An 11,648-nucleotide genomic window follows, 5' to 3' on the forward strand; every position below is an offset into this window, starting at 1 on the left:
TATTAAAGTACTGTTCCGAAAAGGCTTTTTTTGGGACAGTATTACGTTTCTCATTTATTTATATACTTATAGATAGTACAAAGACATTATAAAAGTATTTGTCTTAAATTTTAAACTAATGTATTTATGAATAAAAAGCTGATTTTAAATTTGTTATTATTCTCTTCTTTACTAAGTATAGCACAAAAGAAAACTATTGTTGATTCGCTTAGCATATATGGTATGTTAAGAGTGCAATTAGCAACCTTTGATGGAAAAGTTCAACTTCAGGAAAACGCACCAAGAATAGGAGCTTTTTTAAACCGTAGTATTACTAAAGACTGGAGTGTCAATGCCAAACTAGAATTTGGTTTACACTTAATCAATGGTATTAGTTTTAATAATGATGCAAATTCTTCGGCTGAATTTGTTTCCCAACCTTTTAAAAAAGTAGAAGCTTTTACTTCTAGATTGGGATATGTTTCACTTATTCATAAAAAATTTGGAACCCTGTCTATTGGTAAACAATGGGGCGTTTATTACGATATTGGTGCTTACACGGATAATTTTTCCTTATTTGGAGGGGCGGCCAATGGTATTTATGCAGGTGGAACTGATGGAGGTTGGAAAGGAACGGGTAGAGCTGATAATTCCATTCAATATAGAAATAAATGGGGAGGGTTTCAATTAGGGTTTCAAACGCAATTGTTTGGAGACTATAGTTCCTATGGAATTTCGGCACAGTATGCTTTCCGTGAAGGTTTTACGATTGGTACATCATACAATAATTCTCAAGTTCCAGATTTAGTTAAACAATTCGTGCAAGGTATTGGTGATCATTCCAGTAATTTCATTGCTGGTATAAAATATGACAAAAACAAATGGTATGCTGCGGCGACGTTCTCGATAAATGATGATGCGTTGAATACGATTTCTCAAGATGAAGCTATAGGGTATTCTACAAATGGATACGAGATTTCTATAGGATATCGTCTAAAAGATAATTGGTCTTTTGAAGCAGGATTCAATTACATCGATCCAAATAAAGATTTCATGATCCAAAACGAGTACAAACTAGCTCATTATATTTTTGGAGCCAATTATTTTATTACCCCTAATACTAGGGTTTATATGATAGCTCGTTTAAGTGACTCTAAATTAACTTTGAATAAAAATGAATATAATGTTCTGGCTCTTGGATTTAGATATAATTTTGATTTCGGAAAAAGTTTTAGATAATCAACATTTTTGAATTAATAATTTTAAAAATATGATCAAAACACTTCAAATTTTATGGGCCATCGGATGTGTAGCCTGGAATTCTTACGGTTTGTATTTGATTTCAATTAGTCAAAAACCTATTGGGCCTACTGCAAGTGCTTTAGGAGCAGGGCTTTGTGCAGTCTTTGCATTTCTGTTTTGGTATTTTTTGAAAAACAACCTCAAATGGCCTTATATAGTTCTCTCTGCTGTAGCCGCTTTGATGGCAGGTTTTGTAATCTATGGTTCATTTACGAAAGACCTTAGCTTATGGCCTTCGGAAGGGTGGCGTTGGGCAGGAATAGTTTTAAATGGAATTGGTGCGCTATCATGTTTCGCTGGTATAACTAATGTAATTACTAAAAGAAATTAGTTATGAAGAATAGAATTTATTTAAGCTTGCTTATAGGATTAGCTTTTTTTCAGTATGGACATGCTCAAGATGAAGCGGCCGAATTGGCCAAAAAACTTGCCAATCCAATAGCCAGTTTGATTAGTGTTCCTTTTCAGAATAATCTCGATCACGGAATTGGTTCCTTAAAAGGTTCTAGATATACTTTAAACATTCAACCTGTGATTCCCATAGCTATTTCGTCCAACTTAAACTTAATTTCTAGAGTTATTTTACCTGTAGTTAGTCAATACAATATTTCCGGTATAAATAAACACGAAAGCGGAATTTCAGATATAGTAGCCAGTGCATTTTTCTCTCCAACGAATTCCAAAAATGGTTTTACTTGGGGAGCAGGTCCAGTGCTTTTATTTCCCACAGGTACAAATGATTATTTAACAGGTAAGAAATTTGGCGTTGGTCCCACTATTGTTGCTCTTAAGCAAACAGGAGGTTGGACTATAGGTGCTTTATGGAATCAAATTTGGAGTGTTAGTGGCTCTTCAACCAGAGAGGATATTAGCCAGATGTTTGTGAATCCGTTTTTGGCTTATAACTGGAAAAGTGGTGCTGGTCTTACGGGTAATTTGGAGTGGACACAAAACTGGCAATCAAATCAAGCGAATGTTTGGTTTTCGCCAATGTTTTCAGGTTTGACTTCTTTTGGAAAACAAAAAGTGTCTTTTGCGGTTGGACCTAAATTTAATTTGGCTGCGCCAGATGAAGTTAGAGCAAAAATGGGGCTAAGAGCTTCCTTGGTCTTGTTGTTTCCTAAATAATCTTTCGATTAATTGACCATAAAATATAATTGTTAAAATTTTTAAATCACGAAAATTATGAAAAAAATTATAACTCTATGCCTTGTAGTTTTGATACTAACTGCTTGTAAAAAAAATGAAAGCGTTCCAAATGGAAACGAAGGTAGTTCTTCTTCCACAGCTACCGTATATTACAATGGAGATATCCTTACCATGGAAGGCGATCAACCTCAATATGTGGATGCTTTAGTAGTCAAAGACGGGAAAATTGCTTTTGTAGGCAGCGAAGACGAAGCTATGAAACAAGCAGGAGCAGGTCATACTATGATAGATTTAGCCGGTAAAACTTTAGTGCCTGGTTTTGTGGATGGACATTGCCATTTTGCTGCCTTTGGTTCTCAAGCGATTTCTGCAAATTTATTAGCAGCTCCTGATGGCAATTGTAATACTATTGATGATTTAATAAACGAGCTAAAAACGTGGCATCAAAAAAACGGTGTTACTAAAACACAAGGCTGGATAATTGGAATTGGCTTTGATGATGCAGCACTCAAAGAAAAAAGATTTCCTACCAAAGTGGATTTAGACAAAGTGTCGAAAGAATTACCTGTTATGGCTATGCACATTTCGGGGCATTTTTGTACTGTAAACACAAAAGGACTTGAAGTATTAGGAATTAATGCCTCGACTAAACAACCTGAAGGGGGAGTGATTCGAAGAGTTAGTGGTACAAAGAACCCAAACGGTGTTTTAGAAGAATTAGCGGCTATCCCACATATGTTCAAAGTAATTTCTCCAACGACCAAAGAATTAAGCGATATGTATATGGATGAAGGCCAAAAAATGGCGGTAAGTTATGGATATACAACCGCCAATGAAGGGCGTGCGATGACTAATCATCCTCAAATGGCTGATTATGCATCAAGAGGAAAAATGTATATCGATGTCAATTCTTGGATTGATTATACTTATCCTCAATATATGAAGACCGAATGGTATAGCAAAGAATACAAAAATCATTATAGAATTGCAGGATTAAAATTGACACTTGATGGTTCACCCCAAGGAAGAACTGCCTGGAGAACGACGCCATATTTGATTCCACCCGATGGTCAAAAACAAGGATATAAAGGATATCCTGCCATTCCAAAAGATGAAGATGTGCAAAAAATAGTAGATGAAGCCTTTGCTAATAACTGGCAATTAAAAGCACATACTAACGGCGATGCTGCAGCCGATCAATTGTTTAGAGTAATTAGTAAAGCGTCTGCCAAATATGGAAATAAAGACAGAAGAAATATATTAATTCACGGACAATTAATTCGGATGGATCAATTGGACAGTATCAAAAAATATGATATGGTGGCTTCTTTATTTCCAATGCATACTTTTTATTGGGGAGATTGGTACAAAGAAATTATTGGTCCCGATAAAGCCCAATTGATAAGCCCAATCAACTCCGCTTTAAAAAAAGGAATTCGCGTAACAAGTCATACGGATGCTCCAGTGGCTATGCCCAATTTGATGATGATTATGTACACCACCGTAAATCGTATTAGTAGAAGCGGAACCATCATTGGGCCAAACGAAAGATTAACGCCTTATCAAGCTTTAAAATCTATAACGATTTGGGGAGCAGAACAATTTTTTGAAGAAGATCGAAAAGGTTCGCTTAAAGAAGGCAAATTAGCCGATTTGGTAATTCTAGACCAAAATCCATTGAAGATTGATCCCTTGAAGTTGAAAGATATCAAAGTATTAGAAACCATCAAAGAGGGAAATTCAGTTTATAAAAGAAAATAAAGACTCGTGCAAAACTTAAAATATGAGAGCAAAATATGTAATAGTCCTACTAGCAATTATTATTTCCTCGTGCAATTCAACTAAAGACACTACATCTAAAAAAGAAAATAGCACAATGAAAGCCAATTTAATTGATTGGTCTTTGGGAAGTAAATTACATTATGAATGCTCCAAAACCTGTTGGAGAATTATTTCCAAAAGTTAAACCGACTATTAGTTTTGATTCCTATAAAAATTCAGTCTCTGGCATGTCTGGTTGCAATAATTTTAATGGAGAATTTACTATTTCGGGAAAATCAATTAAAATAGATGAAGCCATGGCGCTAACGCGAAAAATGTGCCCCGATATGGCAGGAGAACAAGCGTTTTTAGAGACTCTAAAAAAGGTAAATGCTTATAGTGTAACCGATCAAGGCAAAACATTGAATCTGATTATGGGAGACCTAGCGGTGATGCGTCTAGAAAGAAAATAGTAAAACAACTTTAAATGTTAAACCGTATGAAAACAGCAAAAATAGCAGTACTCGTTTTTTTAATTAGTATCGTTTCTTATAGTCAACATGAGGATCACCACAATAGTCATGGTATTCAAGGGAGCCATAGATTAACTTTCGGTTTAGGTCATACGCATCTTTCCGAAGGCAAAATTGACGGTAAAACCGAATGGTTGGCCGTTCCCTCTTTTACGTTGAACTATGATTATTGGTTGTCCAATGCGTGGGCGGTAGGATTGCAAAACGATATCATTTTGGAGTCGTTTAAAATTGAACACGGAGGGAATGAGTTGTTAGAGCGTAGTTATCCGTTAGCAGTAGTTCCTGTCGGTATTTATAAACCTGGTAAACATTGGTCATTTATTGGTGGGGTTGGTGCTGAGATTGCGCATGAAAAAACATTAACATTAACTCGTTTAGGAGTGGAATATGGGTGGCATCTTCCGGGAAATTGGGAAGTAGGAGGAGCTTTAGTTTGGGATAACAAATGGAATTATTATAACTCTTGGGGCTTGAGTCTAACGATAAGTAAAATTTGGAACAAAAAACATTAATATTTAATACTTTAAATGTAGTAACATGAATGCTAAAATAATAAAAGTACTTTTACTTTTTTTTGTTTTTGGAACTATCCAAGCTCAGGTTGGTATAGGGACTACAACACCTAATCCATCGACTATACTGGATATTTCCGCTGCCAAAGCAGGGGTTCTCATACCAAGAGTGAACCTACAAAGTACAACCGATCAAACTACCATTGAAAATGGTAATGTCAATGGTTTGTTAGTTTTTAATACGACTAGCAATGGTCAGTTACAACCCGGATTTTATTATTGGTTTTCAAATCGATGGATTAACTTAGGAGAACAAAAAGCAGAAACCATCACTACTATGGTTGACAATGGGAATGGTACTTTTACCTATATTAATGAATCGAATAATCCAGTTACTATCAATTTAGCCGCTGGACCACAAGGACCTCAAGGTATTCAAGGTCCAAAAGGCGATACTGGAGCCACAGGCCCTCAAGGTCCCGCTGGAGCAAATGGAATAGATGGTGTAGTTGGTCCTCAAGGTCCAAAAGGCGACACTGGAGCCACAGGCCCTCAAGGTCCTGCTGGAGCAAATGGAATAGATGGTGTAGTTGGTCCTCAAGGTCCAAAAGGCGACACTGGAGCCACAGGTCCCCAAGGACCCGCTGGAGCAAATGGAATAGATGGTGCAGTTGGCCCACAAGGTCCAAAAGGCGATACTGGCGCAACAGGTCCCCAAGGTCCTTCTGGAGCAAATGGAATAGATGGTGCAGTTGGTCCACAAGGTCCACAAGGTGATACTGGCGCAACAGGTTTCCAAGGTCCTTCTGGAGCAAATGGAATAGATGGTGCAGTTGGTCCTCAAGGTCCAAAAGGCGATACTGGAGCCACAGGCCCTCAAGGTCCCGCTGGAGCAAATGGAATAGATGGTGCAGTTGGTCCACAAGGTCCGAAAGGCGACACTGGAGCCACAGGTCCTCAAGGTCCCGCTGGTCAGGGAGGGGTAACAACAGCAGGTACAAATGTGACGATTACGGGAACTGGTATTGTCTCAGATCCCTATGTAATTAATGCCACTGGGACAACAGAAACCAACACCACTTTAGCATTTGACAGTAGCACCAAAATTTTAACCTATACGAATGAGAACAATGATAATCCTATACTTGATTTATCTTCATTACAAAGCGAACCTTGGAAAGTGAATGTCACTAATGCAACTGCGAGTATTAATACCGAGAATATTTATCAAGCTGGAAGAGTAGGGGTTAATAAAACTTCCGTCGTCGATGATGTGGCACTTGATGTAGAAGGTGCTGTGAGAGGAGGCAGTTCCCATTTGACACCAGTTGGAGCTAATTCTGTGGGTTTCGGATTAGGGGTTAAAGCAGAAGGATCTCGAAGCGCTGCTTTTGGTTTTGGAACATCAGCTACAGGAATTAATGCTTTCACAGCAGGAGAAGGCAATGAAGCACAAGCGCAATCCAGTGTAGCTTTTGGAAAAAGCAATATTGCATATGATTTAAATGCATTTGTACTAGGAGAATCCAATAAGGCCAATGGGAACAATGCCTTTGTACAAGGCAATAATAATCTTTCAACTTCGTATTCAGAAACGGTACTAGGGTACTATAATGCAATTACGGTAGGAGGAGGAGATCTTGGCATTAATGGTACTACTGGTAATTTAACTGCTGCTGACGATAACGATCCTTTATTGCAAGTGGGAAATGGTACTGGTGCAGGATCTTTGCAAAGAAGAAACGCCTTAACCATTTTAAAGAACGGTAAAGTGGGCATTGGGTTAGATCCCAACACCTTACACAAACCCAGTGAGCGATTGGATATTGGCGTGGGTAAAGTCAGAATTCGTGAACTCGCTGATCCTACTAAGCTCATTGATAGTGAAGGTGACGCCTCAAATAAATTGGTTACCCTTAGCAGTACAGGAATTTTAAAAATTATGCCAGCAACGGGAGCGATTCAACTGCCATCAGGTACTAATGTAGAAAGACCTACAACACCAGCTTTTGGACAAATGCGCTACAATACGGATTTAGGAAGAGTAGAAGTGTACGTAGAAGACGTTAATGGAGATGGAACAAAAGGTGATACTGGCTGGAGAGCCTTATAAATTTGAGGTAATGAAAAAAATTCTATTTACTTTAGGACTATTTATTTTATGGCAATTACCACTATTTGCTCAATTGATCAATAATGAGCAGATGACTATTTTACCCAATACAATAGTTTTCAGTAATGAATCTTTTACTAATGCCGCTACTGGAAAGTTGTTGAATGATGGTAGTTTATTTTTGACTAGCGATTTACGTAATGAAGGGGATTTTTCTTTTTCATCCAACTCACAAGGAACAACCTATTTCAATGGGAAAAATGTACAACAAATTTCGGGTCAAAGTGCGATACGATTGTTTCATACCGTTTTTGATAATCCTCAAGGTTTTGAGTTGAGTACTACGGTTAATTTTTTTAAAAAAGTAGATTTTATTGACGGAATTATTACGGCGCAGCCCACTATAGGCATTCCTGTTTTTGAGGAAAATGCCTTAGCCAATAATGCCAGTAATAGCAGTTTTATTGTAGGCAAGACTTTTAAAAACGGCACCACTGATTTTGAGTATCCGATAGGAAGAAATTCACAGTATCGTTCGGCGAAAATAAGTAGCTTAAAAGCAACGAATCAAATGTATAGTGGTGAGTTTTTTGAGGCCAACTCCAATGATCGCTATCCCCACAGCAATCGCGCAGGGATTATCAAAGAAATTAGTACTACAGAATATTGGGAAGTTTCAAATGTTGGTGGGGCGGTGCCTATGGTATTAACCTTAAGTTTTGAAAATGCTACCTCTACAGATGCCATTGTTAGAGCACCACTCGAAGCCCTACGAATTGTCCGATGGGATGTTCCTTCACAAAAATGGGTGGATGAAGGAGGTATTGTCGATAAGGATAAATTAACTATAACTACGCCTTATGAGGTCTCTGGTTTTAGCATTTTTACCATCGGTCGAACCGATGATACTGGCATAATTTCTCCTTGCAATAAATTGGCAATCTATAATTATGTTTCGCCTAATGAAGATGGTTTTAATGATTTTTTTAGAATTGATGGTTTGATAGAATGTGGACTTTCAAATTCGGTAGAAATCTATAACCGATGGGGAAGAAAAGTATACACTACTCAAAATTATGGCAGTGCATCAAATGTTTTTTCTGGAATTTCAAATTGTAATTTAGAAGGTTCCAAAATTACTAAGTTGCCCAACGGGACTTACTTTTATATTTTAAAAATTGGGGAAGTCTTTTCAAAGTCAGGGTATTTGTTTATGAATTAATTTTCACTCAACTTTGTTATCCTAAAAAGAGGGGTAACAATGACACAAATTAGTATTCTTGGCTGCGGTTGGCTCGGGTTGCCTTTGGCGAAAGACTTAGTAAAAAATGGTCTTTTGGTAAAAGGTTCGACGACATCTTCTTCAAAACTAGCTCATATAGAAAAGCTAGGGGTTCTTCCATTTTTGATGGAATTGCAACCTAATGCCATTGATGGCGATATCACTACATTTCTTATGGGAAGCGAAATATTGATTATTGATATTCCGCCCAAATTAAGAAGCAACAACAGCGAGGATTTTGTAGGCAAAATGCAAACCTTGATTCCGTTTATTGAACAATCAGATGTCCAAAACGTATTGTTTGTAAGCTCTACTTCAGTCTACGGAGAAGCCAATGATGTGGTTACCGAAACTACACCTTTGAATCCTGATAGCGAAGGCGGTCGCCAACTAGTACTTGTAGAGCAACTTTTGCAAAGTAATCCTCATTTTCAAACCACCATTCTTCGTTTTGGTGGACTCGTAGGACCCGACCGCAATCCCGTTCGGTTTTTGGCAGGCAAAGAAAATTTGCCCAATGCCAAAGCGCCTATTAATTTCATTCACCAAGCGGATTGTATCGGAATCATTCAAAAAATTATAGGGTTGAATTGTTGGAACGAAACCTTCAACGCGGTATCGCCTTATCATCCTAGCAGAGAAGAGTACTATACTAAGAAAGCGATCGAATGGCAATTAGTTGCCCCTACTTTTGATCGTACGTTAGCAGGAAGGGGAAAAAGAATTAGTAGCGATAAACTACAAACGATTTTAAAGTATATTTTTGCAGAAATTCCTTAATCTTGAGAACAACTTTAAAAACCTTCATGACGGCTCCTCGAACTACTTTTGGTTTACCTATGTTGGCGTTAGCTTGGGTAAGTATAGCTTGGGGTACGACTTGGCTAGCGTCTAAAGAAGGCGTAAAACATATGCCGGCACTTCAGTTGGCCGCTATCCGTCAGTTTTTGGGTGGGGCTTTGTATGTGGGTTTCTTTTTGGTAAAAAAAACGACTTGGCCTAAAGGCAAGCAATGGCAATCCATCTTGATTTTGAGTATGCTTAATTTTGTATTGAGCAACGGACTAAGTACTTGGGGCGTGAAATTCATTCCGAGTGGGTTAGGAGCGATTATTGGGGCAATGGTCCCTATTTGGATTGCGATTATTAGTTTCTTTAAAGGGGAACGCGTTACCCGATTGGCCGTTATTGGGATTATCATTGCTTTTGCAGGGGTATGCATCATCTTTTATGAACATTTGGCTGATTTTATTCAACGCGATTTTCAGTTTGGAATTCTCCTCTCTATAGCCGCTACCATTACTTGGGCTTTTGGGACGTTGTACACTAAGAAAAAAGCCGCTAGTTTTAATCCCTATTTTAGTTTAGGACTACAAATGTTGATTTCTAGTGTATGCCTTTTTGCTTTAACTGGAGCGACTGGAGTTACGATCCCTATTTCGCAAATTCCAATGGCTTCATGGTGGGCGATCGCTTATTTGGTAGGTATTGGTTCCGTACTGACCTTTATTGCATTTATTTATGCGTTACAAAATTTACCCACCGAGTTGAGTAGTGTTTACGCTTACATCAATCCGATAGTGGCTGTTTTGGTAGGGGCTTTTTTATTTGATGAGATCCTCACAACAGCTATTATTGTAGGAGGAACAGTTACTTTAACGGGCTTGTATATCATTAATTTTGCTATGCAGCGACAGCGAATACTTCTTAAACTAAAAGCGTAATTCTTTTGAAGACTTTAATGACATTCATATTTTAAGAATTTTAAAAATACACAAAGCTAGGATTGTGGCATTTTGTAAAGCTCGGGAGGATTATGTATTTATTCTACGGTGCTTCAACATTTTGTAGAATTTGAGTTTTAGAATATGAACCAAAAAACACTTCTTAGATTTCTCGCAGTGGGTAATCCTACTTTTTTTATCATTTGTCACTTTATTGACACTTAGTGAAATTTAAAATTCTTATGTTTACTTGCTGGTTTAAAATAAGACGCTGTACAATAAAATCAATTTTTGCAGTAGTAAGCCAATCACTTTTAAGAAGTCAAGATGGAAAAAAATTCTGCAGCAACTGCATTAATGCCACTTTGTGATCATTCAGTGCCAATAAGTCAAATGGGTAAGGCGGAGTTATTGCCCCATCCAAAATCTCGCTTGGAGACAACAGACATGAAACAACATCCCATCTTGGATTCCAGCATTCCTTATAGAGCGCTAACCGATGTGACTACAAAAAAGGAAAGTATTTTCTTACTTATAGATAAACTAGATGTAGCCAACAATCTACGGTATCAAAGAACGTTAGAAGACACCTATTGTAATGTGTATTCCTACGACTACTGCTATTTCTGTAAAGTCTACCTTCCAACGATTTGGTGGACAGATGAAGCTTTGGAAAAAATAAAGCAAGGACAGGAAGTAGAAGCTGTTTTTGAAAAAACGGTAGAGCGCATTTACTCCAGCGCCATTCACGATTGGTTTTCGCAATGGGGATCCCATTTTGGATGGGAAAAAATGGATACCGTTGATGCACTTCAAAATAAAGTTAATGCTAATGGTGGTGTTGGGATAATTTGTGCCAAAAGAAAAGAAAAAGGACTATCGGGTCATATCGTTCCTGTGGTACCCGAAACAAATTCCCACAAAGCACACCGTGAAAATGGTAAAGTGCTGTATCCTTTGCAATCACAAGCAGGAAAGGTAAACTACAATTATTTTTCTTTAATCAGAAAAGACTGGTGGAAGGATGATTTATACGCTTCTTATGTGCTTTATTACCATGAATAAGTAATTTTATTGGTGTTAGATTGTTAAATTTCACATTTTTTTATGATATCAGTTTGTTAATACTATGAAATGAAAAAACAAAACACTAATTTTGCCACTTGGAAAAAACTAGAATTCTAGTAATTTGATAGTGTCTCTTTTTAGGTGTTTAAAGTGTTGTTTTAAAGGGAGTTATTGTAATTTTATTTTTACATTACAGATTCCAAAAACACTATTTTTTTTATT

11 protein-coding genes are annotated in these 11,648 nt (G+C 37.4%); all 11 read left to right on the top strand.

Going from position 1 to position 11,648, the window contains the following annotated elements:
• Positions 1 to 126 precede the first annotated feature (126 nt).
• On the top strand, positions 127 to 1,218 hold the full coding sequence (locus ACSVH7_RS03680) for a porin (protein ID WP_438065334.1): 1,092 nt from the start codon (positions 127 to 129) through the stop codon (positions 1,216 to 1,218).
• 31 nt (positions 1,219 to 1,249) lie between these two features.
• Positions 1,250 to 1,612, top strand: a complete 363-nt coding sequence (locus tag ACSVH7_RS03685; RefSeq protein ID WP_438065335.1) for a hypothetical protein — start codon at positions 1,250 to 1,252, stop codon at positions 1,610 to 1,612.
• Between the two features lie 2 nt (positions 1,613 to 1,614).
• A complete protein-coding gene (locus ACSVH7_RS03690; protein WP_438065336.1) occupies positions 1,615 to 2,409 on the top strand; it encodes a hypothetical protein in 795 nt (264 codons plus the stop codon).
• A 57-nt stretch (positions 2,410 to 2,466) separates the two neighbouring features.
• Positions 2,467 to 4,191, top strand: coding sequence for an amidohydrolase (locus ACSVH7_RS03695; RefSeq protein ID WP_438065337.1), 1,725 nt, complete (start codon positions 2,467 to 2,469; stop codon positions 4,189 to 4,191).
• A 131-nt stretch (positions 4,192 to 4,322) separates the two neighbouring features.
• The gene (locus ACSVH7_RS03700; RefSeq protein ID WP_438065338.1) at positions 4,323 to 4,664 is read left to right on the top strand and encodes an META domain-containing protein; all 342 of its coding nucleotides are present in this window, start codon (positions 4,323 to 4,325) and stop codon (positions 4,662 to 4,664) included.
• A 26-nt stretch (positions 4,665 to 4,690) separates the two neighbouring features.
• Positions 4,691 to 5,239, top strand: a complete 549-nt coding sequence (locus ACSVH7_RS03705; protein WP_438065339.1) for a hypothetical protein — start codon at positions 4,691 to 4,693, stop codon at positions 5,237 to 5,239.
• Between the two features lie 25 nt (positions 5,240 to 5,264).
• Positions 5,265 to 7,352 carry a hypothetical protein gene (locus ACSVH7_RS03710; RefSeq protein ID WP_438065340.1) on the top strand — a complete coding sequence of 696 codons (2,088 nt, stop codon included), beginning with the start codon at positions 5,265 to 5,267 and terminating at the stop codon, positions 7,350 to 7,352.
• A 10-nt stretch (positions 7,353 to 7,362) separates the two neighbouring features.
• Positions 7,363 to 8,574, top strand: coding sequence for a gliding motility-associated C-terminal domain-containing protein (locus ACSVH7_RS03715; RefSeq protein ID WP_438065341.1), 1,212 nt, complete (start codon positions 7,363 to 7,365; stop codon positions 8,572 to 8,574).
• 39 nt (positions 8,575 to 8,613) lie between these two features.
• Complete coding sequence (locus ACSVH7_RS03720) at positions 8,614 to 9,414, top strand: SDR family oxidoreductase (protein WP_438065342.1); 801 nt, start codon at positions 8,614 to 8,616, stop codon at positions 9,412 to 9,414.
• Between the two features lie 2 nt (positions 9,415 to 9,416).
• The gene (locus ACSVH7_RS03725; protein WP_438065343.1) at positions 9,417 to 10,358 is read left to right on the top strand and encodes a DMT family transporter; all 942 of its coding nucleotides are present in this window, start codon (positions 9,417 to 9,419) and stop codon (positions 10,356 to 10,358) included.
• Between the two features lie 327 nt (positions 10,359 to 10,685).
• Positions 10,686 to 11,423: a hypothetical protein gene (locus ACSVH7_RS03730; protein WP_438065344.1), complete on the top strand. Its 738-nt coding sequence runs from the start codon at positions 10,686 to 10,688 to the stop codon at positions 11,421 to 11,423.
• The last annotated feature ends 225 nt before the right edge of the window (positions 11,424 to 11,648 follow it).

Source organism: Flavobacterium sp. TSSA_36, from assembly GCF_051547165.1.
Taxonomy (GTDB): Bacteria; Bacteroidota; Bacteroidia; order Flavobacteriales; family Flavobacteriaceae; genus Flavobacterium.

What these genes read in the sequence shown, in the direction of transcription:
- ACSVH7_RS03720 (WP_438065342.1), top strand. Translation starts at nt 8,614, where the DNA reads ATGACACAAATTAGTATTCTTGGCTGCGGTTGGCTCGGGTTGCCTTTG.
- ACSVH7_RS03680 (WP_438065334.1), top strand. Translation starts at nt 127, where the DNA reads ATGAATAAAAAGCTGATTTTAAATTTGTTATTATTCTCTTCTTTACTA.
- ACSVH7_RS03685 (WP_438065335.1), top strand. Translation starts at nt 1,250, where the DNA reads ATGATCAAAACACTTCAAATTTTATGGGCCATCGGATGTGTAGCCTGG.
- ACSVH7_RS03705 (WP_438065339.1), top strand. Translation starts at nt 4,691, where the DNA reads ATGAAAACAGCAAAAATAGCAGTACTCGTTTTTTTAATTAGTATCGTT.
- ACSVH7_RS03690 (WP_438065336.1), top strand. Translation starts at nt 1,615, where the DNA reads ATGAAGAATAGAATTTATTTAAGCTTGCTTATAGGATTAGCTTTTTTT.
- ACSVH7_RS03730 (WP_438065344.1), top strand. Translation starts at nt 10,686, where the DNA reads ATGGAAAAAAATTCTGCAGCAACTGCATTAATGCCACTTTGTGATCAT.
- ACSVH7_RS03695 (WP_438065337.1), top strand. Translation starts at nt 2,467, where the DNA reads ATGAAAAAAATTATAACTCTATGCCTTGTAGTTTTGATACTAACTGCT.
- ACSVH7_RS03715 (WP_438065341.1), top strand. Translation starts at nt 7,363, where the DNA reads ATGAAAAAAATTCTATTTACTTTAGGACTATTTATTTTATGGCAATTA.
- ACSVH7_RS03710 (WP_438065340.1), top strand. Translation starts at nt 5,265, where the DNA reads ATGAATGCTAAAATAATAAAAGTACTTTTACTTTTTTTTGTTTTTGGA.